Genomic DNA, 22,742 nt, shown 5'->3' on the forward strand with positions numbered 1-22,742 from the left:
GGGGGCAGGAAGCCGACGACGGAAGGACCACCCAGGTGAAGTTCGCCTTCTCCACCCTCGGAGTGCCGGGGCTGCCCATCGCCGATGTCGTCCGGCTCGCCGTCGACCACGGCTACCAGGGGGTGGAGCTGCGGGCCCACCCGGAGGAGCCGGTGCACCCGGGCCTCTCCGCCTCCGAACGGGCCGCCGTGGCCGAGGAGTTCGAGAAGGCCGGCGTACGGATCCTGACCGTCGCCGGGTACGTCAGGGCCGCCGCCGAGGGCGACGACGCGCCCGTGCTGGAGGAGCTGGCCGGGCTGGTGGACCTGGCGCACGACCTGGGCGCGGAGAACGTCCGGGTCTTCCCGGGCGGCGGCGGCCTGCCCCCCGCCGAGGCCGACGCGAACGCCGCCCGCCGCCTGGCCGCCGCCGCCCCGCACGCCACCGACCGGAACGTACGCATCCTGCTGGAGACCCACGACTCCCACCGGGCCGGCGCGGACGTCGCCCGGATCGTCGGAACGGTCGGCCACGCCCGGATCGGCGCGCTGTGGGACATCATGCACACCTGGCTCGCCGACGAGCCCCCGGCCGCGAGCCACGCGGTACTGGCCCCGTACCTGGGCTACGTCCAGGTGAAGGACATCGCGTCCGCCGAGGACACCGAACCGCTCCCCCTGGGCGCCGGAGCACTGCCCCTGGCCGCCTGCCTGGCCACCCTGGACCCGGACAGCTGGGTCTGCTGGGAATACGAGAAGCGCTGGCACCCGGCCGCCCCTCCCCTGCCGGACCTCCTGACGGCGGGGCGGGAGCATCTGCTGAGCTTGGGCGCGCCGCGGGGGCGGTAGCCGTCCCGGCGCCCTGCTGGTGGGGTGTTCCCTGCGCAGGTGGGGCATTCCGCTCTCTGCCGTGGAACAGGCCCAAGCCCCCACCTTGCGGACCGAGTCCAGCCATGAGGAAGAACTGGCGGGGCGAAGGCGGCCTGAGACAATTGCTCTGCCCGGGCTCCCTATCCACCACCTAAAAGAATGCCCCTTGCGTCCGCTATGTCGGAATCTTTGAAAGTAAGTAAAATCAACACCCTGCCGCGATAACGTCGCAGGTCACGAACTGTGTTCCCCGCGCGTGCGGGGGTGGTCCGTGGCCGGTGGGGAAGTTGCTGAGCTGGCGGAGGTGTTCCCCGCGCGTGCGGGGGTGGTCCCCGGCTCTACGACCTCTACAACGCGCATGTGAAGTGTTCCCCGCGCGTGCGGGGGTGGTCCCCGGAACCTGTCCCGCGTGTCCCGGCAGGGCGTGTGTTCCCCGCGCGTGCGGGGGTGGTCCCGCCCGCTACCAGCGCTCCTACGAGGAGCTGCCGTGTTCCCCGCGCGTGCGGGGGTGGTCCCCCATCCACGTCGGTCCCGGACAGGCCCTGAGCGTGTTCCCCGCGCGTGCGGGGGTGGTCCCCAGGGCGCCCACCCCGGGGCGTGGGGCAACCGGTGTTCCCCGCGCGTGCGGGGGTGGTCCCTGCGGCGGCCTCCACTGCGGCTTGAGCCTCCGCAACGAGTGTTCCCCGCGCGTGCGGGGGTGGTCCCGCCGACTGACGGAAGTCGAAACCGGTGCCGGGGTGTTCCCCGCGCGTGCGGGGGTGGTCCCACCCGGCTGCGGACAGGGGAGTACGGAATGGAGTGTTCCCCGCGCGTGCGGGGGTGGTCCCGCGGCGGTGGTGCGTTCGTGAACGTCCGCATCGTGTTCCCCGCGCGTGCGGGGGTGGTCCCACTTCTCCAACCCTAAGCGGCATTGTCTTCTGGTGTTCCCCGCGCGTGCGGGGGTGGTCCCAGCCCGACCACTTCCAGCCTGGCGACCTGGTGGTGTTCCCCGCGCGTGCGGGGGTGGTCCCGATCCGTATGCACTTGCGCAGCAGCAGATGTGGTGTTCCCCGCGCGTGCGGGGGTGGTCCCGTGACCAAGCTTGCCGACATGGCCCGTGCGTCGTGTTCCCCGCGCGTGCGGGGGTGGTCCCAGGGCGTCGATCGGGTACCAGCGCTTCCCCGGGTGTTCCCCGCGCGTGCGGGGGTGGTCCCGCCTACGGCGCTCACGTTGGCGGTGTGGCCGGGTGTTCCCCGCGCGTGCGGGGGTGGTCCCGTTGGCCATGCATCGCAAGTGGCTCCACGACCGTGTTCCCCGCGCGTGCGGGGGTGGTCCCCTGCGCAAGCACGGGCGGCACAGTGCCGGCCGGTGTTCCCCGCGCGTGCGGGGGTGGTCCCCGTGGTCAGGGCGCCGGGGGAGCGGCCCACCCGTGTTCCCCGCGCGTGCGGGGGTGGTCCCCCGAGGGGACGTGACGACATGCGCGAACTCAAGTGTTCCCCGCGCGTGCGGGGGTGGTCCCCCGAGGGGACGTGACGACATGCGCGAACTCAAGTGTTCCCCGCGCGTGCGGGGGTGGTCCCCGACCTCAGCACCGTCACCGCCCCCTCCACCAGTGTTCCCCGCGCGTGCGGGGGTGGTCCCTCCTCGGTGCGCAGAGGCCCAGGCCGCCACGAGTGTTCCCCGCGCGTGCGGGGGTGGTCCCCCGATGGACCCCCTGCACACCACCCGGCCCGGGTGTTCCCCGCGCGTGCGGGGGTGGTCCCCTTTTCATGGGCTGTTCCGCCCAGCGGGCCCGCCGGGTGACGCGTACCTCCGAGCTGTGGCTTCGCCTGGGGCAACAGCGGTTCGCACCTGGCCGGGGGCAGCCCAGCAACGGCCGACAGGTCAGTGAGTGGGGCGGATCATCACCGTGAGCACCGGCGACGCCGGGGACGGCTGACTCTGCCCAAGATCGCGGTATCCCCACGACTCGTACAGCCGGTGGACGGCCCCGTCGCCGGCCAACTTATTGACCATGAGGGTGGCGTACGGCTTGTCGTCGTGGGTGGCGAGCAGGGCGTCGTGGAGAACGCGGGCCGTTCCGGTCTTCCGCCATGCCTCCACAACACCGAGCTCCTTCAACGCCACGACGGGGTGCTCGGTGTACTCCTCCGATGGTTCCGGGGTGGTGCGCTGCCAGTACCGGTCGCCGTGCCGGATCGTGTTGCTGTAGGCGTAGCCGACCGGCTGCCCGCCGACGTAGGCGAGGACGGCCGTGAACTCGGGGCCGGCGCCGTGCCGGTCCAGCCGTTCGCCGAAGGCGTGGACCGCGTAGTTCGGCAGGTGAAGGAGAGGGGCGCGGACCTCGGCGTACACGTCCAGGAGGTCCCCGCGAACGGGGTCGAGGTCGGTATGTGCGCGGAGTTCGATTGCGGGTGTCGTCGTCATGCGGCGGCCCTCCAGGTGGTGGTGTGTTCGGCCCAGGTCTGCACGGCGGCGCTGCCCGGTGCGGTAGCGCGCAGGGCGGCGGTGAACTCGCGCAGCATCCGACTGACCCGGGCGTGCTCGGTGGCGGCCTCGGCGGGGACCTTCATCGCGGTGACGGTGGCCATGTCGGCATCGCCCTGCGCGAGCTGGGCGTGCGCGAGACGAGTCGTGGTGATGGCCCGGGACCGAATCATGTGAGGCCGGAGGTTGGCCAGGCAGCGGTGGGCGTGGAACTCGGCGGTCGGATAGTTGCCGAGCGACAGATGCGCCGAGAGCGCCAGGGCATGCAGCTCGGCCTGGTCCCAGAAAGCAAGCATCCACATCGGACGGTGGTCGTCGGGGTCGGCGCGCAGCATGGCGTACTGGGCCTGGTCGAACGAGCGGTTGGCGTTGGACTGCTGGTGTGCTGCGCCCTGGATGGCACCTTGTCGGGCGAGGCCGAGGGCGGCGAACTGGGGGTCTCGGCGGGTGATGTGGAGACTGCGGGCCACATCGTTCGCAGCGAGGGCGTCGGCGGGGCGGCCCATGTGCCGGTACATGGTGCCTGCATGGCTCCAGATCCGGAACTTGATGGCCTGGTCGCCACTCATCTCGGCGAGGGTCTGCGCCTTGCGCATGTGGCCTTCCGCGACGTCGTAGCGTCGGCCGTCCACGGCAGCCCACATCGCGGAGGAGCGGAATGCTGCTGCGGCAGCGTAGAGGTTGCGGCGTACCCGTTGGGTGGCGGCGCCGGCGTTCTGGAGGGTCAGGGCCTCATCGGCGAGCGCGGCGGCGCGCTGTTCGATGTCCACCTGCCCGCCCCGGCGGTGGTCGCTGGCGACGATCCCGGCGAAGCGCTGCTGTAGACGTTCGACATCGCTCATGCCGATCCGGCGTGGTGCGGCAGTGCCTGGGGCTGCGGCCGCTGCGGCAGCCGCCGCGATGCCGCCGACGAGGGTGCGGCGCTTCATTGCGTCCTCCTGCTGCGGTGGGGCGGGGGTGGGCAGAGTCCGACCCCGTGGCACGAACCCTAAATCGGTCACAGACAGGCCGGATACCTCCTCAAGTGCTCTACGTGTAGCTGATTTGGGCCATCTGACACGTCCTGCCTTCCAGGCCCGGACCGACGATCCGTCCAGGCCCCCAAGGCGTCCTGTGAGGTGTTCAAGGGCGGTGTTCACCGCCTCGGCCAGGCTGTTGGAGCTGTGGCCGTGCTCGGCCATCCACGCCTCAAGAGCGGCATTGCGCGCGGCACTCATCGACTCACCGTAGCCCCATGCTCTCTTTCAGTCAGGTAAACCCGGGGTCAAATCGCCCTAGGGGGTTTTCTCGGGTTCCTCCCGGAAAGCCCTAACCATCGGTGCTGGCAGTCGAGTTGTCTGCATGTCAGCCACCCAGTGCATGCGCAGCGGTGGCTGTTGACGGCCTGGCCTGCATTTCGTCCCCCGTCCGAATGCAGGCCAGGCGCCGAGACGACACGAAGGCTCCAAACCGATGACGAGTCTCAACGCTCCCTCCCAGCCCGGCTTCAACGGCCGTCCCGTGTCCGTACCTCCCGCGAAGGGCCGCGGGCCGGCGGTCACCTACTGGCTGCTCAGCGCGGCCCCGGACCTGCGCGAGGCTCGCGACCAGTGGGTCTCGAAGGGCATCGCGCTCCTGCGCTGCGGCGTGGTGTTCGCTGCGGTCCGCATCCAGGCCGACATCGTGCAGGCCGCCGCCGGCACCAAGGACCCCGAGCGCATCGACGCCTACCTGAAGGAAGTGCTCCGGGGCGGCGCCGTGTTCATCGACACGTCCTCCCAGCGGTACTACGCACTCGTTCCGGCGAACATGTCACGGCTGCCGCAATGGGCCGGCCCGGTCCCGGGCGTCGAGTGTCTCGGCCCCGGCTGCTTTCTCGGCGTCCCGAGCCCCCACCGGACCGAACCGACCCCGTCCAGGTCCTACTGGTGCGTACCGATGGACGGCCCCGGAGCCCTGTGCGCCCCGGGCGCCGTCGCACTGCTCGTCGCCTACGGCAGCCACCAGCGAAGTGCCAGGCAGCGCCTGGCCGTGGAGGCTAAGGAGGACGGCCGTGGATAGGCCGACAGAGGATGCCGCCGAGTCGACGTACCTGACGTTGCTGGACCACACCTTGGCGTGCGCGGACTGCCTCGCTGGTGCGCCGTGCGAGCGAGCGCGAACCCTGAAGCGCGCATGCGGATTCTTCTGCACTCGTGGCGTCTGGGTGTTCTCGGGGCCGGGCTGGTGACCCTGTCGCCCGCTGCCCCGCGCCGGGACCACCCCGTGAGGAAGGCAGATCAGCCCTCTGACCCCGCCCGGCTCAGCTGGATGCTCGGCAAGGCCCAGACGTGGCAGCCGTACGTGGACGGTAACCGCCTCGACGACGTCGCGGCCGTGCTCGACAACTACGTGCCCAGCAAGGACGAGGTCGAGGCCCTCGGGACGCGGCTGCGCAGTCACCTGCGGCACATGGTGCAACTCGCGGTCACCTCGCAGGCCGACCAACGGGATCCGGAGGTCGCTGACCTCGTGAAGCGCGCACAGGACGCCCGGTCGGCAGCGCTGGGCGAGGACCACTCCGAAGCTGTCGGGCACCTGCGGCAACTGGCCTGGAGGCTCGATGCGTTCCTGGAGCGCCTGGTCGAGAACCAGTGCCTCCGAGAGAGGCCATGAGGAGAAGGAGAGCACGGTGAGTTCTTCCGTTTCCCGCAGCCCGGCAGGTCCTACGGACTCGGTATCCGGTATCGCCCTCTCGGGAGGTGAGTAGAGGTGGCATTCGAGGATGTGCCGACGGGCAAGGAAGAAGGCGTTCTTCGCGTCGTTACGTACAACCTGCGCGGGGGCGGCCTCGACAGGACGGGACTCGGTGGGGTCGACACCGTGCGCTGGGAACAGCAGATCATTTTGCTGCTGTTGCTGCGGCCGGATGTGGTGTGTCTCCAGGAGGCCACACACTACGACCGGGACGACTTCAAGATGGCCAAGGCGACCGGTCAGGCGCTGGGCATGGAGTGGCATCTGACCCCGTCGAACAGCCGCGGGTCCCTGATAACGCTGGTCACCCCTCGCCGGCTGGAGGTCAGGGACTTCGTTCCTGTTGCCGTTGAAGGGGCGCCTCGTCACACGCTCGCCAGGGCCGATCTGACGGGCCGGGTCACGGGCTGGAAGCTCACCGACTTCAACGCGCACCTCGATCCGCTCTCACCGGCCGGCCGTGCCCGCGGGGTCGCTTTGCTGGCCGAGTACGGGGCGCGGGACCGTGGTTGAAGGGCTTCCGGGTCCTGGACATGCCCGAAACTCGCGAGGTCTCCAACCACCTCCCCTGCTACGCGGACGTCGCATCGGCCGTCTGGCCTCTGCACGTCGATCCTGATCGGCTGGGATGAGCCGGCGCAGGAAGCCGAGGGAGGGAAGAGGGGACCGGACCTTTGTGATGCGAGAAGCTACGGCGAAACCAAGCGCACAACGCGAGGAGCACCCCCATGAGTGTCTTGACGACCGATCACCCCGCATGGATCGAGACTGAGGCTGGTGGCCGTGTGCGAGCCGTGCACGCGACCACCGGGGTCTGGGTCCTGTCGTGGGACCGAAATGGCCCGCACATGGACTGCGTGGACGGCACCGAGGACGTGAAGCCGGAGTTCGTCACCACCGATCCCGTACGGTTGCCCGCCGATGTTCCTGCCGAGCTGCGGGAGGGCCTGGCCGAGTTGGGCGTCTCGCAGAGGCTGGCCACCCCGTGGCTGTGGGACGCGATCACCACGGCGGTGCTGCGGCAGGTCGTGCGGGCCGGGCAGGCCCGCAAGCTCTACCGGAACTGGTGCCGGTCATACGGCACGCGTGTCTGCACCGCGTCCGGGGACCTCCACCTCGCTCCGTCCCCGGAGCGTGTCCTTGAGCTGGGCGACGACGAGTTCGCGGCGGTCGGGGCCCGGTTCCACTCGACAGCGCTGCGGGCCGCTGCCACGGCCTACGCGGCGAACGCCGGGCGGTGGCAGCTCCTGAACGCGCCGGACCTCGTGACCAAGTTGGTGCGGATCCCGCGCATCGGCCCGTGGACCGCAGCCGCAGCCGCAGCCGACTTCACCGGCGACTTCAGCATGTACCCGCACGACGACCTCGCCGTGCGGACCTGGGCAGCGAAGATCGCCCCCACCCATAACTGGCCGGACAAGAAGGACAAGTCGTTCGGCGCGATGTGGACCGGCTGGGCCGGTCCCGACCGTACTGCTCTGCACACCCTGACCCTGTCCACGCTCACCTGGGGCTCCCACGCCCCTTGAGAAAAGGATGGACCGATGCAGCAGTTACCCCTCATCTCCGGCGCCGACCCGGCGCACCGGCTCGACGCCCTGTTCGTGAACGCCCCGCTGCGCGACTACGCATTGAGGCCCCGGACCAACGACTACACGCTGCCGGTGCTCGGCATGGCGTACATCGCCACCTACGCGAAGCAGGCCGGGTTCGCCGTGGGGGTCCTCGACGCGGAGGCGCACGGGCTCGGCATCGAGCAGACCGCGGACCTCGTCAACCAGGCCCGGCCGCGGTGGGCGGCGATGAACCTGCTCGCCCCCACCTACGAGATGTCCGCACGGATCGCCGCCCTGCTCGACCCGGACATCGCGCTGATGGTCGGCGGGCACCACGCCAAGGCCATGCCGGACCGGATCCTGGCCGACCCCCGCATGGCCAACCTGCGCGCGCTGATCCTGGGCGAGGGAGAACTGCGCGTCGCCGCGCTGCTGGAGGACGAGCAGCGGCGCCGGGAGTTGCCCGGGGTGCTGTGGCGCGACACGCTGCTCGGCACCCGGGCCGCCGGCATCCCGTCCGGCCGCCCGGACCCGCAGCTCCTCGGCCCGGACATCAACGCCCTGCCCCACGTCGACCGGACGTTCCTGCCGCAGGACCCTTGTCGGGCCGCGCCCACGGAGACGGACCGACGCCTGGCGGCGAGCCGTGGCACCACCCTGCTGAAGACGGCCGCGCGCACCGGCCACGTGGAAGCGAACATCGTCGGCAGCAGGGGCTGCCCGTACAACTGCACGTTCTGCGGGGCCGCCGTCAGTGCCAACCCCGACCTCCTGATCCGCGTCCGCGACCCCGAGAACATCATCGGCGAACTCGATCAGCTCCATGACGGGTACGGGGTGACCGCCTTCCGGTTCGTGGACGACCTGTTCCTCGGCGTCGGCCGCGTCATCGAGGAGCAGATGAATGCCTTCGCCCGGCACCGGATCGGGGAACGGTACGTGTGGGACGCCACCGGGCGTATCAACGTGCTGGACCGGCTGTCCGACGCGGAGCTGGACCGGCTTGTGGCCAACGGGCTGCGGGAGGTCGCACTCGGGATCGAGTCCGGCAGCGACCGCATCCTGAAGATGATGGACAAGCGGATCGACGCGGCCATGACGGAGCGCGTCGCCCGCCGCCTGGTCGCGCACGGCATCAGCGTCAAGGGCTACTTCATCTTGGGTTTCCCCGGGGAGGGGCCCGACGACCTTGCCGCGACTGTTCGCCACATCCGTACCCTGTGGGACATCGCCGACCACCATCCCGGCGACGTACGGGCGAGCGTGTTCGAGTTCCGTCCCTACCCGGGGACCCCCGTCTGGCAGACACTCCTGGACGACGGGCACCGCCCCGACGACCTTCTCGCCTACGGAGACGTCGACCTCACCCAGGACGGCGCCGACGAGTCCATGCGCCAGCGCGACGAGTTCAACTTTTCCGTGAATGTTCAGTTCGGCGGCGTCCCGCTGCCACGTATCCGCTCCACCCTCGCGACGCTCACCCGAGAGCAGCACCAGCGCAACAGCCGCACGCAGGGGGCGGCGGCATGACCCGCGGGATGTTCGTCAGCATCGACGGCCCCAGCGGCGCCGGGAAGTCCACCACCATCAAGGCCCTATACGACGAGCTGGCCGGCCGGGGCATCGACGTGCACCGGACGGTGGAGCCGACTACCAGCGACGTCGGCCGGTTCGTCAGCGCCCACTTCGCCCACATCCGCGGGCACGCCCTGGCCTGCCTGGTCGCCGCAGACCGGTACGAGCACGCCGAGCACGAGATCGAGCCCCGACTGACCGCCGGACAGATGGTGATCACCGACCGGTACGTCGCCTCGACCCTCGTCATGCAGCAGCTCGACGGTGTGCCGCTGCCATTCCTCCTCGCTCTGAACGCGCACGTCCTGATGCCGGACCTCGCGGTCATCCTGACCGCGGACCCCGGCCTCATCGCCGAGCGGATAGCCGCGCGCGGCCCCCACAACCGGTTCCACCGCGACCCGACCGCGCCCGGCCGCGAAGTCGCCCTCTACGAGGAAGCGACCCGGGCCCTTCGGTCAGCCGGCGTGCCTGTGCTCGTCGTGGACAACGGATCGGTCACCCCCACAGAGGTGGCCGCCGCAATCGCCGACGCGATCCCGGATCCATCGGTAGCGTCGACTGCTCCACCACCGCCAACCAACCCCCAGGAACCATGACACCGCAACTCGCGCAACCCGTCATCGACGTCCACGTCATCCTCCGCACGGGTGACAAGGTGCTCCTCTCCCAGCGCGGCGGAGAGTACGGACACGGCCGATGGCACCTGCCCTCCGGCAAACTCGACGAAGGCGAGCCCCTGACCACGGGGGCCGCCCGCGAACTGTTCGAGGAGGTCGGCGTATCGGTCGACCCCGACCGTCTGCGGCTGGTGCACACCGTGCACCACAAGCAGAACAGCACCGTCTCCCGCATCGGGTTCTTCTTCGAGGCGGCTGAGTGGATCGGTGAGCCTTTCAACAGGGAGCCGGACAAGTGCCTGGCTGTGGAGTGGCACCCCGTGCACGACCTGCCCGAGGACATCATCGAGTACCCGAGGGCAGGACTTCTCGCCCACCTCGGCGGCCTCGGCGGCACCCTGACCGAACACGGCTGGAGCTGAAACCTCAGCCGATGACAGAGCTGGCGGCAGCGCCTTCGTCTTACAGACCGAGTTCAGCCATGAGAAGTGATTGTTGTGGTGAAGGCAAGCTGGGATAACCGCTCCGCACGGGCCTCTGCCTCCCACCTGAAAAGAATGCACCTTTTAGGGACTATGCCGGGATCTTTGGAAGTAAGTAAAAACTCGCACCCTGCCGCGATAAAGGCGCAGGTCACGAACTGTGGTCCCCGCACGTGCGGGGGTGATTCCCTGAACCACGTGCCGCCCCTCGGCGTCCGGCTGTGGTCCCCGCACGTGCGGGGGTGATTCGGTGCGGCGGGAGAACGTCCCGCACGGCGAGTAGTGGTCCCCGCGCGTGCGGGGGTGATTCGTCGTCGGGCAGGTTCGGCGCATCCGCCGGTACGTGGTCCCCGCGCATGCGGGGGTGATTCAACCCCGCAGGGCGGCGGACACGCTGATGGCAGGGTTGTCAGGTCGTTCGGCTGCGCGACCTGGTCGCATGGCGGAGAGGGGAGAATGGCCGTCATGACGAACTGCAGGAAGTGTGGGGGACAGAAGCACCGATGGCCTCGGTCCTGTCCTCGCTGTCGACATGGCTCGGACCGTGCGGAAATAGCTGCCGATGCCGGTGAACTTGCGCTGGAAACAGGTCTGTTCAGATTGATAGGGCGAGGAATCGCAGGCACGGTACGGCTCTTGCTGCGCGCTTTCGACTGACGGGGCCGGCGCGCGGGGCGGGAGCCGTCCGCTCTGTCAGTTCTGTCAGTCCCTCTCGGTAGCGTCCTGGGGCGTGGAAGACGTTGTGAAGATCGTCGTTGAGCGTCACTACGCCTCGAAGCCCATCGACTACGGGCGCCTCGTCTCGCTGGTCGAGTCCACCGGGGAACGTGTCGTATTCACCGAGCACGGTGGGGCGGTGAGTGTGCTGTTACCGGCGGGGAAGGTGGCCGAGCTGGAGCATTGGGTCCGCGCCGACTGTCCCGTTCCCGGGCCGATACCGCAGGGCGAGGGCGAGGAAGAGGGACCGGACGGAGCGGCGCGGGACGTCGGGCGGCTCCGGGTCGAGCCGTTGGCCGAGCCGGAGGAGTACGGGCCCTACACCCGGTACGTGCGCGCCGACGGTCGGCGGGTGAGCTTTGCCCGGGGTGGAGCGGTGGTGGTCGTGCAGGTGGACGCCCGCGAGGTGGAGTGGCTGGAGAACAGGGCCATGCATGCGCGCCAGGGATACATGAGTCCCAAGCAGGCGGCGGCCTTCGAAGAGTTCCTGGCGCGACAGCCACCGGTCGGCGGGCAGTGAGCCTGCGTCACCGGGTCACCGGCCGGCCCTCGCGGCCGGCTGGGGGTCGCCCGCGTCGGGGGCGGCCTCCGGGGTCGGCTCCGACGCGGACCGGGGCTTGCGCGTTCCGGCCAGGGACGTCAGGGCCACCCCGCCCACCAGCAGCGCCGCCGCGCACCACCGCAGCGGGCTCACCGACTCCCCCAGCAGCAGCGCGGCCGAGGACATTCCGAAGACCGGGACGAGCAGGGTGAACGGGGCCACCGACGACGCCGGGTGCCGGCTCAGCAGGTAGCCCCAGGCCCCGAAGCCGAACACGGTCGTGATCCAGGCGACGTAGACGATGATGCCGACGCCGCTCCAGTCGAGTGCGGCCAGCGCCTCCGCGTCGCGGTCCCAGCCCTCGAAGAGGAGGGAGAGGCCGAGCAGCGGGAGCACGGGCACGGTCGAGACCCAGACCATGAAGTTGAGCGGGTCCGGCGGGGCGGCCTTGCGGGTCAGTACGTTGGACACGCCCCAGCAGGCCGCCGCCGCGATCACCAGGACGAAGGCGAGCACGGGCCCCCTCGCTCCCTCGTCGACCGCCGCGACCCCGATGCCGGCGAGGGCCACCCCCATCCCCAGCACCCGCACCTTCCCCGGGCGTTCGCCGAGTACGACGGCGGCGAAGAGCGCGGTGAAGACCGCCTGGACCTGGAGCACGAGGGACGACAGACCGGCGGGCATCCCCCGGTCCATGCCGATGAAGAGCAGCCCGAACTTCGCCACCCCGAGGGCCAGCCCGACGCCCACGATCCACTTCCAGGCCACCTTGGGCCGGCCGACGAAGAAGATCGCGGGCAGGGCGGCGGCCAGGAAGCGCAGGGCCGAGAAGAGCAGCGGCGGGAAGTGCCCGAGGCCGACCTCGATGACGACGAAGTTGACACCCCAGACGGCGGCCACCAGGGCGGCCAGGGCGATGTGGAGGGGACGCATGCACCGAGGATCACCCGCACCGACCATGTAGCACCAGCACGGATTTCTTCATGGTGGAATTGAGTGTTGCTGATGAATCGCCGATGAGGCGCCGCCGGAACGGTGTCGAATCGCCGAGGGCCTCCGCAAGGGCGGCCCCTGCCTCCGGGAGGTTCCGGTGCTCGATCTGGCCAGGCTGCGCGCCCTGCACGCGGTCTCCGTACACGGTTCCGTCGCGGCTGCCGCCGCCGCGCTCGGCTACACCCCGTCGGCGGTCTCGCAGCAGATCACCAAGCTGGAGCGGGAGACCCGCACGACGCTCCTGGAACGCCGCGGGCGCGGTGTCGCGCTGACCGAGGAGGCGCTCCATCTGGCCGCTACGGCCCAGCAGTTGCTGGCGATCGTGGAGCGCGCCGAGACGACGCTGGAGGAGCGCAGGGGGCTGCCGACGGGGCGGCTGTCGATCGGTGCGTTCGCGTCCGCCGCGCGCGGGCTGCTGCCCGGTGTACTGGCGGAGCTGGACCGGGACCATCCGGCCCTGGAGGTGCGGCTGACCGAGGTCGACCCGCACCTCTCGGTCGATCTGGTGGCCAAGGGCGTGATCGATCTGGCGGTCGCGCACGACTGGGACATCGCCCCGCTGCCCGCGCCGGAGGGCGTGGCGCAGGCGGTGATCGGCGACGACCGCTGCGATCTACTGGTGCCCGAGGGGCACCGTCTCGCCGGGCGGAAGGGGGCGCGGCGCGAGGAGCTGGCGAAGGAGCGGTGGATCTGCCAGCCGCCGGGGACGGTCTGCCACGACTGGCTCGTACGGACACTGCGCGCGGCGGGTTACGAGCCGGACATCCGGCATCAGGCGGAGGAGAACCACACCCAGCTGGCCCTGCTCGCCGCGGGTCTCGGGGTCGCGATGATCCCAAGGCTGGGGCGGGGCGCGCTGCCCGAGGGGGTGGTGGCGGTGCCGCTCGATCCGGTACCGGTGCGGAGGCTGTACGCGCTGTGGCGCACGGAGGCGGCCCGGCGGCCCGCGATCACGGCGGCGGTGGCCTCGCTCCAGGCGCACGGGGTCGCGGTGGGGCTGACCCCGCCCGCCCCTGTTTGATCCGCCTGCCCCCAGCTCGATCTGCCGGGAGGGATCGGGCCCGCCTCGCCCCTCCCGAGCCCTCCCGATCCCTCCCGGACCCTCCCGAGCCCTCCTGATCCCGTCTGCCCCGATCCGTACTGATCCGGACCAATCCAGACCGGTGCGGCCCGGTGCGGTCCGGTCCGGCGGCGACGGGGCTGAGCGGAGCGGGCCAAAAACGGTCCAGACCCTTGACCGGAAGTTATTTTCTGGATATCCGTGCTCCTTGGAAGTTTCTTTCACCATCCTCTCGTTCCCGAGTACGGCCGAAGGAGCTCACGTGCCCCACCGCCCCTCCAGACGCACCCTCCTCACCGCCACCGCCGCGACGGTCGCAGCCGTCGCCACGGGCGCGGGCGTCGCCCCCGGCGCCGTCGCCGCCCCGCGGGCCGCGAGCAGTGGCCATGGCGGGCACCACCATTCAGCCGCCGCCACCGCGCGGCTCAAGCGGATCATCTCCGGGATGAGCCTGGAGGAGAAGGTCGGGCAGCTCTTCGTGATGCGGGTGTACGGGCACTCCGCCACCGAGCCCGACCAGGCCGACATCGACGCCAACCTGGCCGAGATCGGGGTCCGTACCGCCGCCGAGCTGATCGCCAAGTACCACGTCGGCGGGATCATCTACTTCGCCTGGGCGCACAACACCCGCGACCCGTACCAGATCGCCGACCTCTCCAACGGCATCCAGCGCGCCGGTCTCGCCGGTCCCACCCCGCTGCCGCTCCTCGTCTCCACCGACCAGGAGCACGGCATCGTCTGCCGGGTCGGCGAGCCCGCCACCCTGATGCCGGGCGCGATGGCGCTGGGCGCGGGCGGCTCGCGCTCCGACGCCCGCCGGGCCGGGCAGATCGCGGGCGCCGAGCTGGCCGCGATGGGCATCAACCAGAACTACGCGCCGGACGCCGACGTCAACGTCAACCCGGCCAACCCGGTCATCGGCGTACGTTCCTTCGGCTCCGACCCGCAGTCGGTGGCCGCGATGGTCGCCGCTCAGGTGAAGGGGTACCAGAGCAGCGGGATCGCCTCGACGGCCAAGCACTTCCCGGGCCACGGCGACACCAGCACCGACAGCCACACCGGGCTGCCCGTCATCAACCACACCCGCGAGCAGTGGGCGGAGCTGGACGCGCCGCCGTTCCGGGCCGCGATCGCCGCGGGCATCGACTCGATCATGACCGCGCACATCGTCGTCCCGGCCCTGGACCCGGCGGAGGACCCGGCCACGCTGTCCCACCCGATCCTCACCGGCATCCTGCGCGAGGAACTCGGCTACGACGGCGTCGTGGTGACCGACGCGCTCGACATGAAGGGGGTGCGGGAGAAGTACGGCGACGACCGCGTGCCGGTCCTCGCCCTGAAGGCGGGCGTCGACCAGCTGCTCAACCCGCCGCGCCTGGACATCGCCTGGAACGCCGTCCTGGCGGCCGTGAAGAGCGGTGAACTCACCGAGGCCCGGCTCGACGAATCGATCCTGCGCATCCTGCGGCTGAAGGCGAAGCTCGGGCTGTTCGACGACCCGTTCGTGAGCCGCCGGGGAGTGGACCGTACCGTCGGCACCCGGGCGCACCTCGCCGCCGCCGACCGGATCGCCGGGCGCACCACCACCCTGCTCGCCAACGAGGGCGCGGTGCTGCCGCTCTCCCGCCGCTCCCACAAGAACCTGCTGGTGGTCGGTGCCGACCCGGCCTCCCCCTCCGGCACCACGGGACCGCCGACCACCACCCTGGCCACCGCCTTCGGGGAGCTGGGACACGCGGCGACCGCGCTGTCCACCGGCACCGCGCCCACCAGGGCGAAGATCGACGAGGCGGTGGCGGCGGCCCGGGGCAAGGACGCCGTGGTCGTGGCGACGTACAACGTCTCGGCGGCCAGTTCGCAGCGCACCCTGGTGAGCGCCCTGGCCGCGACCGGCGTCCCGGTGATCACGGTCGCGATCCGCAACCCGTACGACGTCGCCCACCTGGCCGGGACCGGGTTCGCGGCGAACCTGGCCACGTACTCCTGGACCGACGTCGAGCTCCGGGCCGCGGCCCGGGTCATCGCGGGTCGCGCCGAGCCGCGGGGCGCCCTGCCGGTGCCGGTGCAGCGCGCGGACGATCCGACCCGGGTGCTGTACCCGGTGGGGTACGGCCTGAAGTACTGAGAGGGCGACAGGTGCCAGGCGTCGTAGGGCAATAGCCGGTGGTGCCGGCCGTCACAGCGCAGCAGCCGGTGTCCGGCCCCCGCAGCGCGACGGCCGGTGCCCGGCGCCGGTGCCCGGAACGTTCCGGGGACCGGCGCCGGGGTCGGTCACGGGCGCAGGCGCCGCTCGTTCATCACGTCCTGCTTGTCCAGCCGGGCGTCGAACTTCGCGAGCGGCTTCGCCTTCGCCGGGTCGTCCTGCACGGCGGCCGGGGCGACGCCCGCCCAGCGCAGGATGGCCGCGGTGGCCTTGGCCCGGTCCGCCTCGCCGAGCCCGGCCACGTTGGCGCCGTGGTTGCCGCCGGGCACGGTCATGACGTAGCTGTCACGGGAGCCCGCGCCGGGCCGGAAGCGCTCCGAGCCCCACGGGTCGTTCTCCCCGTAGACGTACAGCATCTGGTGGGCGTGCCGCTTGACCCACTTGTCGACGTCGCGCATCACCGACGGCTGGAACCGCATCGGGATGGACCGCGGCACGAAGTTGCGCGGCGGCTGGTACCCGTACCGGCTCAGGTTGCCGAGCCATGGCTGCTTGATGTCGGGCGAACCGAGCTGGGTGCCCGCCTGGTAGTAGTACGGGGTGTACCTCTCCAGGCCCTGGTCCGCGTAGGCGGAGAAGCCGGAGATGGAGTCGATCGAGTCCCAGATCTCCTGGTCGGACGCGGAGGCGGCGTCGGCCGGAATGGTGTCGCAGTCGGACAGCAGACTGTACTGCCAGAACGCCCAGACGTAGTCCATGACGACGGCCTCGTACGCCCGGTCCAGCGAACCGGTGATGTCGAAGGTGTAGCCGTTCGCCGCGGCGTACTCCCGGTACTTCTTCTCCAGCGGCTCGCGGCGCACCAGCGCCTCGCGCTGCACCCCGTTCAGCCGGTCGCGGCACTCCTTGGTGCCGACGTTCTCGAAGAACCGGTCGTAGGCCGAATCCTCCTTGTTCACCACGTCGTTGGGCGCGACGTACGCGACGACGCCGTCCATGTCCCGGGGGTAGAAGCGCTCGAAGTACGTGGCGGTCATGCCGCCCTTGGAACCGCCGGTGGTCAGCCAGTTCTTGCTGTAGATCCGCTTCAGGGCGGTGAAGACGCGGTGCTGGTCGCTGGCGGCCTGCCAGATGTCCAGCTTGGACCAGTCGGCGGGCGCCGGGCGGGACGGGGTGAAGAACCGGTACTCCAGGGAGACCTGGTTGCCGTCGATGATCCGGGTCGGCTCGGAGCGGCTGGGGTTGGTGGAGACGTTGTACCCGCTGGTGTAGAAGACCGTCGGGCGGGACGTGTCCTTGTGCAGCAGGGTGAGGCGCTGCTGGAAGGTGCCCTTCCACGGGCGCCGGTGGTCGACCGGCTGGGTGTAGTTGAGGACGAAGTAGCGGTAGCCCGCGTAGGGCTTCTCCTCTATGAGGCTCATCCCGGGAATGGCCAGGATGCGGTCCTTGATGTCGGTGGCGGTGCCGTCGTCGGTGGCGGTGCCGTCCTGGCCGGACCGGCTCACCGGCCCGGCCGGTTCCGCGGCGGTGGCCGCCCCGGCCGAGACGCCCGTCGCGCCCACCGTGCCGACGAGCAACGCGAGCGACAGGAACCCTCTGAGCGCCTTGCGCATACACCCTCCCCAAGATTCACAACGTTCGCCGTGAACCTAGCGGGGCGGCACCCCCGCCGCCAGACCCTGACGGGGCCGATCGGCCGCGGGGTGTTCCGTCGTCAGCAGAGGATCCAGCCGGTGGAGGCCGATCCGCCCGAGATGCCGGCCGAGGCCCTGACGCATCTGTTCAGCGCGTGGACCGTCACCGGGCCCGCCTGCTTGGTGTACTTGCCCCGGTCGGTGACGGGGCTGCCGCCGCGCGCCTGGATCGTCACGGACATCGAGCGGCGCGGCCCCGGCTTCTTGGCGACGGCCATCGCGCAGGCGTAGGAACGGCTCTTGTAGACGTGCAGTTTGCCGGTCTTGAAGGGGACCGTCTTCGCCAGGCGTCCGGTGCAGGCCGATGCGGCGTCGGCGCTGCCGACGGCGGGGCCGCCGAGGACCATGCCGACGGCGACCACCAACGGCAGAGCGATCGAACGCGCCACTCTCCCGAAGCCCTTGGCCCCTCCGGTGACCGTGCCGGTTCTCCCACCCCCATGGGAGGAACCAGCTATTTCAGCCTTTCCGGACTTGACGGCCCTTTTGCTCACCAGTAACCCCATCGCCAATCGAACATTTACACCCCGGCCCGGTACACACGCATACACGCGTACGACGCAGGAGTCCATCCGAAGGTTGCATCCGGCGTGCCACACCCCAGGGCAACCGAATCACCACAGCATGGCTCCAACAGGACAGAGCCATACGAAAGGCAGGAACTGTCATGCTTCAACTCCGCACCGCGCAGGGGTCCCGGAGCCGGCGCGCCCTCGGCCGGACGCTGCTCGCCGCCGCTCTGCTCACCGCCGTCGCCGCGGGCCCGGTCGTCGCGGCGGCCCCGGGGGCACCGCAGACGTCAAAAACCCCGCAGGCACAGCAGGCGTCGAAAACCCGACAGGCACCACAGACCCAGCAGGCACCGGCGGCGCACGGGAACCTCGGCGCCCCGGCGTACCAGCAGGTCGCCCACTTCTACGGCGCCTACATCGACGCCGTGTCGGCGGAGGGCGGCGGTGAACTCACCACCGTCCTGCGGAAGTTCTACCTGACCCCGCAGTTGCGGTCCCGGCTGGACGCCTGGGAGCGGCGCAACCACGCGGACGGGGTGCTCCGCGCCCAGAACGTTCCGCTCGCCTTCCTGGTCACGCCGGGCGACAGCGCCACCGGTCACACCTGGTCGACGGTGCGGCTCACCTGGAGCCGCGGCGAGCACCCCACGTACTCGTACCTGACCGTGCGGTCGGACCTGGCGACCGGTCGGATCTCCGACATCGGCGACTGAGCCCAGCCCGGGGCTGCACGAACCCCGCCCGGGACCAGCCGAGGTACGCGGGACCGCCGGAAGTCCCGGCAGCCCCGTGCAGTCGGGCCCGGCGGCCTCGCACAGTCGGCCCCGTCCCCGGCCCCGTGCCCTCAGACCGCGGCGGGCTCGTCCTCCCCGATGAAGGTGCGCCACAGCACGGCGTAACGCCCGTCCTCGGCGAGGAGTTCGTCGTGGGTGCCGTCCTCGACGACCCGGCCGTGGTCCATCACCACGACCCGGTCGGCGCGGGCGGCCGTGGTCAGCCGGTGGGCGACGACCAGGGTGGTGCGGCGGCCGGCCAGGCGGTCGGTCGCCTGGTTGACCAGTGCCTCGCTGGCCAGGTCCAGGGAGGCGGTCGCCTCGTCGAGCAGCAGGACGTCCGGGTCGACGAGTTCGGCGCGGGCCAGTGCGATCAGCTGGCGCTGGCCGGCCGAGAGGTTGCGGCCCCGCTCGGCGACCTCGTGCAGGTAGCCGCCGTCCAGGGTGGCGATCATGTCGTGGGCGCCGACCGCCCGCGCCGCCGCCTCCACCTCGGCGTCGGTGGCCTCGGGCCGCCCGTACGCGATGGCGTCGCGGACCGTGCCCGGGAAGAGGTACGCCTCCTGCGGCACCACTCCGAGCCGGTGCCGGTACGCGGTGAGGTCGAGGCGGCGCAGATCGGTGCCGTCCGCGGTGACCCGGCCGCCCGTGGGGTCGTAGAACCGGGCGACGAGCTTGACGAGGGTGGACTTGCCCGCGCCGGTCTCGCCCACGAACGCGACCGTCTGGCCGGCCGGTATTCGCAGGTCGATGCCGGTGAGCGCCTCCTCGCCGCCGCCGTCGCCCCCGTACCCGAAGGACACGTTCTCGAAGGCGATCTCGCCGCGCAGCGACGGCACCTCCAGGGGTTCGTCGGCGGTTTCGGTGGAGGTCGGCTCCCGCAGCAGTTCCTGGATGCGGCCCAGGGAGACGGTGGCCTGCTGGTAGCCGTCGAAGACCTGGGACAGCTGCTGCACGGGGGCGAAGAACAGCTCGATGTAGAGCAGGTACGCGACCAGCGCGCCGGTGGTGAGGGTGCCGTTGTCGACCCGGCCCGCCCCGACGATCAGGACGGCCGCGGCGGCCACCGAGGACAGCAGCTGCACGAACGGGAAGTAGACCGAGATCAGCCACTGGCCGCGGATCCGGGCCTCGCGGTAGTGGTCGCTGCGCTCCGCGAACCGCTCCGCGCCGTCGTGCTCGCGGCGGAACGCCTGCACGATCCGCAGCCCGGAGACGGATTCCTGGAGGTCGGCGTTGACCACGCCGATGCGTTCCCGGGCCAGCTCGTACGCCTTGACGCTCCTGCGGCGGAAGAAGAACGTGCCGACGATCAGCACCGGCAGCGTCGCGAAGACCACGAGGGCCAGCTGCACGTCCAGGACCAGCAGCGCGACCATGATGCCGAAGAAGGTGACGACGGAGACGAAGGCCGTGACCAGACCGGTCTGCAGGAACGTGGACAGCGCGTCCACGTCCGTCGTCATCCGGGTCATGATGCGGCCGGTCAGTTCGCGCTCGTAGTAGTCCAGGCCGAGCCGCTGGAGCTGCGCGAAGATCTTCAGCCGCAGCGAGTACAGCACCCGCTCACCGGTGCGGCCGGTCATCCGGGTCTCGCCGATCTGGGCGGCCCACTGCACGAGGACGACCACCAGGGCCAGCGCGGACGCCGCCCAGACCGCTCCGAGCGCGAGCTGCGAGACGCCCTGGTCGATGCCGTGCCGGATCAGCACCGGCAGCAGCAGCCCGGCACCCGCGTCGACCGCGACCAGCGCCAGGCTCACCAGCAGCGGCAGCCCGAAGCCGCGCAGCAGCCTGCGCAGCCCGTAGGAGTCCTCGGGGCGCACGGCCCGGGCCTCGTCGATGTCGGGCGTGTCCGTGGCGGGCGGCAGCGCCTCGACCTGGGCGAGCAGCTCGGGGGTGGCGGGCATGCCGGCGGCGCCGGTGTCGCGCGGTTCCTCCTTGCGGACCCACAGCCGGGGGCTGATGCCGCGCTCGGCGTCGAACTCGGCGTCCAGCTCCTCCTGGAGGGCGCGGTCGTCCTCGGGGGCGGCCTCGACGGCCCGCGGCTGGTGGCCGGGCGAGGTGCCGCCCAGCTCGTCCGGGTCGGTGAGCAGCCGCCGGTAGAGCGCGGAGCGGCGCTCCAGCTCCTCGTGCGTGCCGAGGTCGGCGAGCCGGCCGTGCTCCAGGACGGCGATCCGGTCGGCGAGGTTCAGGGTGGAGCGGCGGTGGGCGATCAGCAGCGTGGTCCGCCCGGCCATCACCTGGCGCAGCGCCTCGTGGATCTCGTGCTCGACGCGGGCGTCGACGGCGGAGGTGGCGTCGTCGAGGAGGAGCAGCCGGGGGTCGGCGAGGATGGCGCGGGCGAGCGCGACGCGCTGGCGCTGGCCGCCGGAGAGGGTGAGCCCGTGCTCGCCGACCTTGGTGTCGTAGCCCTCGGGGAGCTCCGCGATGAACCGGTCGGCCTGGGCGGCACGGGCCGCCTCCTCGATCTGCTCCTGGGTGGCGTCCGGGAAGCCGTAGGCGATGTTGGCGCGGACGGTGTCGGAGAACAGGAAGCTGTCCTCCGGTACGAGGCCGATGGCGGCGCGCAGCGAGGACTGGGTCAGCTCGCGGACGTCGTGGCCGCCGACCAGGACGGCGCCGTGCGTCACGTCGTAGAAGCGGGGCAGCAGCAGCGAGACGGTGGACTTCCCGCTGCCGGACGCGCCGACGACGGCGACGGTCTCGCCGGGCTCGATGGTCAGCGAGAACCCGTCGAGGACGGGGCGCTCGTCGTCGTAGCCGAACCGTACGTCGTCGAACTCGACGCTCGCGGGGGCGTCGGCCGGGAGTTCCTTGGTGCCGTCCTTCATGGTCGGCTCGGTGTCGATCAGCTCCAGGACGCGTTCGACGCCGGCCCGGGCCTGCTGTCCGACGGTGAGCACCATGGCGAGCATCCGGACCGGGCCGACGAGCTGGGCGAGGTAGGTGGAGAACGCGACGAACGTGCCGAGGGTGATCTCGCCCCGGGTGGCGAGCCAGCCGCCGAGGGCCAGCATCGCGACCTGGCCGAGGGCGGGGACGGCCTGGAGGGCGGGGGTGTAGCGGGAGTTCAGCCGGATCGTCCGCAGGCGTCCGGCGAACAGCTTCCGGCCGACCTCGCGCAGCTTGCCGGTCTCCTGCTCCTCCTGCCCGAACCCCTTGACGACCCGGACCCCCGAGACGGCCCCGTCGACCACTCCGGCGACGGCCGCCGCCTGTCCCTGGGCGTACCAGGTGGCGGGGAAGAGCCGGTTGCGGGAGTGGCGGGCTATGTACCAGAGGGCGGGGGCGACGGCGATCGCCACCAGGGTCAGCAGCGGGGAGAGCCACGCCATGACGACCAGGGATATGAGGAAGAGCAGGAGGTTCCCGATGGTCATCGGGAGCATGAACAGGAGTCCCTGGATCAGCTGGAGGTCGCTGGTGGCACGCCCGACGACCTGCCCGGTGGACAGCTCGTCCTGCCGTTTCCCGTCGAGCCGGGTGATCGTTCCGTACATCTCGGTGCGCAGGTCGTGCTGCACGTCGAGGGCGAGCCGGCCGCCGTAGTAGCGGCGGATGTACGTGAGGACGTACACGACCACGGCGGAGGCGATGAGGAGGCCGGTCCAGAGGGCGAGGGAGCGGGTGCGATCGACGACGACGTCGTCGATGATCACCTTGGTGATCAGCGGGACGAGGGCCATCACCGCCATGCCGGCGAGGGACGAGCCGAGCGCCAGCAGCACGTTGAGCCGGTAGCGCCATGCGTAACCGCACAGCCGCCGGGCCCATCCCGGGGCCCGTGCCACGCCCTCCGTGTCCGCTGCGTCCGTCACCGGTACCTCCCCGTTCGGTCTGCTCTACCGGAAGTCACCAACGCGGTGGGCTGCGGATTTCATCCCGCTGTTACAAACGCGGGCCCAGAGATGCAGAAGGGGCGTGCGACGGTCGTAGGACCGTCGCACGCCCTCCGGCAGGCGGCGCGGCACGGCTGCGGCTGCGGCTGCGGCTGCGGTTACAGCTACAGCTACGGCTGCGGCTGCGGCTGCGGCTGCGGCTGCG

18 protein-coding genes and 1 CRISPR repeat array are annotated in these 22,742 nt (G+C 71.0%); of the genes, 12 read left to right on the forward strand and 6 right to left on the reverse strand.

All coding sequences use genetic code 11. The features are described 5' to 3' along the window. The first annotated feature begins 35 nt into the window (after positions 1 to 35). The gene (locus tag OCT49_RS10860; RefSeq protein WP_283851680.1) at positions 36 to 827 is read left to right on the forward strand and encodes a sugar phosphate isomerase/epimerase family protein; all 792 of its coding nucleotides are present in this window, start codon (positions 36 to 38) and stop codon (positions 825 to 827) included. 264 nt (positions 828 to 1,091) lie between these two features. Then, a CRISPR array of direct repeats spans positions 1,092 to 2,590; the repeat unit is 29 nt; unit sequence GTGTTCCCCGCGCGTGCGGGGGTGGTCCC. A 121-nt stretch (positions 2,591 to 2,711) separates the two neighbouring features. Here OCT49_RS10860 and OCT49_RS10865 read toward each other — a convergent pair. Both OCT49_RS10865 and OCT49_RS10870 read right to left on the reverse strand, forming a co-directional pair. After that, positions 2,712 to 3,254: a GNAT family N-acetyltransferase gene (locus tag OCT49_RS10865; RefSeq protein WP_283851681.1), complete on the reverse strand. Its 543-nt coding sequence runs from the start codon at positions 3,252 to 3,254 to the stop codon at positions 2,712 to 2,714. After that, positions 3,251 to 4,531: an NsdA family TPR-like regulatory protein gene (locus OCT49_RS10870; RefSeq protein ID WP_283851682.1), complete on the reverse strand. Its 1,281-nt coding sequence runs from the start codon at positions 4,529 to 4,531 to the stop codon at positions 3,251 to 3,253. Before OCT49_RS10870 ends, OCT49_RS10865 begins: the two co-directional genes overlap by 4 nt. Before the next feature lie 235 nt (positions 4,532 to 4,766). Here OCT49_RS10870 and OCT49_RS10875 point away from each other — a divergent pair, with 235 nt between their 5' ends. From OCT49_RS10875 to OCT49_RS10910, 8 genes are all read left to right on the forward strand, one after another. After that, on the forward strand, positions 4,767 to 5,354 hold the full coding sequence (locus OCT49_RS10875) for a hypothetical protein (protein WP_283851683.1): 588 nt from the start codon (positions 4,767 to 4,769) through the stop codon (positions 5,352 to 5,354). A gap of 204 nt (positions 5,355 to 5,558) precedes the next feature. Then, the gene (locus tag OCT49_RS10880; RefSeq protein ID WP_283851684.1) at positions 5,559 to 5,948 is read left to right on the forward strand and encodes a DUF6415 family natural product biosynthesis protein; all 390 of its coding nucleotides are present in this window, start codon (positions 5,559 to 5,561) and stop codon (positions 5,946 to 5,948) included. 96 nt (positions 5,949 to 6,044) lie between these two features. Next, entirely contained in the window at positions 6,045 to 6,542 is a 498-nt protein-coding gene (locus tag OCT49_RS10885) for an exonuclease/endonuclease/phosphatase family protein (protein ID WP_283851685.1), read from the forward strand. Positions 6,543 to 6,757: 215 nt separating this feature from the next. Next, positions 6,758 to 7,558, forward strand: a complete 801-nt coding sequence (locus OCT49_RS10890; RefSeq protein ID WP_283851686.1) for a DNA glycosylase family protein — start codon at positions 6,758 to 6,760, stop codon at positions 7,556 to 7,558. Between the two features lie 15 nt (positions 7,559 to 7,573). After that, positions 7,574 to 9,115 carry a B12-binding domain-containing radical SAM protein gene (locus OCT49_RS10895; RefSeq protein ID WP_283851687.1) on the forward strand — a complete coding sequence of 514 codons (1,542 nt, stop codon included), beginning with the start codon at positions 7,574 to 7,576 and terminating at the stop codon, positions 9,113 to 9,115. Then, positions 9,112 to 9,759: a dTMP kinase gene (gene tmk / locus OCT49_RS10900; RefSeq protein ID WP_283851688.1), complete on the forward strand. Its 648-nt coding sequence runs from the start codon at positions 9,112 to 9,114 to the stop codon at positions 9,757 to 9,759. The genes OCT49_RS10895 and tmk overlap by 4 nt, the downstream gene beginning before the upstream one ends. Then, positions 9,756 to 10,202 carry an NUDIX hydrolase gene (locus OCT49_RS10905; protein WP_283851689.1) on the forward strand — a complete coding sequence of 149 codons (447 nt, stop codon included), beginning with the start codon at positions 9,756 to 9,758 and terminating at the stop codon, positions 10,200 to 10,202. Before tmk ends, OCT49_RS10905 begins: the two co-directional genes overlap by 4 nt. A gap of 790 nt (positions 10,203 to 10,992) precedes the next feature. Beyond that, positions 10,993 to 11,499, forward strand: coding sequence for a type II toxin-antitoxin system Phd/YefM family antitoxin (locus tag OCT49_RS10910; protein WP_283851690.1), 507 nt, complete (start codon positions 10,993 to 10,995; stop codon positions 11,497 to 11,499). Positions 11,500 to 11,514: 15 nt separating this feature from the next. Here OCT49_RS10910 and OCT49_RS10915 read toward each other — a convergent pair whose 3' ends face one another. Beyond that, complete coding sequence (locus tag OCT49_RS10915; RefSeq protein WP_283851691.1) at positions 11,515 to 12,453, reverse strand: EamA family transporter; 939 nt, start codon at positions 12,451 to 12,453, stop codon at positions 11,515 to 11,517. 157 nt (positions 12,454 to 12,610) lie between these two features. Between OCT49_RS10915 and OCT49_RS10920 the strand changes: the two genes are divergently transcribed. Both OCT49_RS10920 and OCT49_RS10925 read left to right on the forward strand, forming a co-directional pair. After that, the gene (locus OCT49_RS10920; RefSeq protein ID WP_283851692.1) at positions 12,611 to 13,534 is read left to right on the forward strand and encodes a LysR family transcriptional regulator; all 924 of its coding nucleotides are present in this window, start codon (positions 12,611 to 12,613) and stop codon (positions 13,532 to 13,534) included. 301 nt (positions 13,535 to 13,835) lie between these two features. Next, positions 13,836 to 15,698, forward strand: a complete 1,863-nt coding sequence (locus OCT49_RS10925; protein ID WP_283851693.1) for a glycoside hydrolase family 3 protein — start codon at positions 13,836 to 13,838, stop codon at positions 15,696 to 15,698. Positions 15,699 to 15,844: 146 nt separating this feature from the next. Here OCT49_RS10925 and OCT49_RS10930 read toward each other — a convergent pair whose 3' ends face one another. Together OCT49_RS10930 and OCT49_RS10935 are read right to left on the reverse strand one after the other, a co-directional pair. Beyond that, positions 15,845 to 17,329, reverse strand: coding sequence for a S28 family serine protease (locus tag OCT49_RS10930; protein ID WP_283851694.1), 1,485 nt, complete (start codon positions 17,327 to 17,329; stop codon positions 15,845 to 15,847). 101 nt (positions 17,330 to 17,430) lie between these two features. Continuing rightward, entirely contained in the window at positions 17,431 to 17,757 is a 327-nt protein-coding gene (locus tag OCT49_RS10935) for a hypothetical protein (protein ID WP_502963458.1), read from the reverse strand. Positions 17,758 to 18,077: 320 nt separating this feature from the next. Between OCT49_RS10935 and OCT49_RS10940 the strand changes: the two genes are divergently transcribed. After that, entirely contained in the window at positions 18,078 to 18,635 is a 558-nt protein-coding gene (locus OCT49_RS10940) for a hypothetical protein (protein ID WP_283851696.1), read from the forward strand. A gap of 131 nt (positions 18,636 to 18,766) precedes the next feature. On the opposite strand, the gene OCT49_RS10945 is transcribed toward OCT49_RS10940, so the two are convergent. Further along, positions 18,767 to 22,516, reverse strand: a complete 3,750-nt coding sequence (locus OCT49_RS10945; protein ID WP_283851697.1) for an ABC transporter ATP-binding protein — start codon at positions 22,514 to 22,516, stop codon at positions 18,767 to 18,769. Positions 22,517 to 22,742 lie beyond the last annotated feature (226 nt).

Origin of the sequence: Streptomyces sp. ML-6 (assembly GCF_030116705.1) — a bacterium.
Classification (GTDB): domain Bacteria; phylum Actinomycetota; class Actinomycetes; order Streptomycetales; family Streptomycetaceae; genus Streptomyces.